The organism is Gilvimarinus sp. 1_MG-2023 (genome assembly GCF_030548285.1).
On record NZ_JAUOSC010001646.1, the window covers coordinates 1 to 238 of the forward strand.

1 protein-coding gene is annotated in these 238 nt (G+C 57.1%); it reads right to left on the minus strand.

The annotated features are described in order from the left end of the window. Positions 1-72: 72 nt before the first annotated feature. The coding region (locus Q4563_RS23875) for an S-adenosylmethionine:tRNA ribosyltransferase-isomerase (RefSeq protein WP_442903866.1) at positions 73-238 on the minus strand (166 nt) is incomplete at its 5' end.

The following is a 238-nucleotide window of genomic DNA, read 5'->3' on the forward strand; positions in this document are numbered from 1 at the left end:
GGGCGTGACTGTGCTCATCGGAGGCGTGCAGGGTAAAGCTCATGGCGCACTGGCGCGCTGGGGTCTCGGATGTCATTCAGACTCCTGTGGGGCAATAGAATCAGCGGGAAAATGGGTAGCAGCGATCGCTTGCGATGTATTCTGAGCCGCCACGAATGGTCGCGACAGAAACATGGCATCACCATAGCTGTAAAAACGATAACCGGCAGTCACGGCATGCCGATAGGCGTCGAGTGTG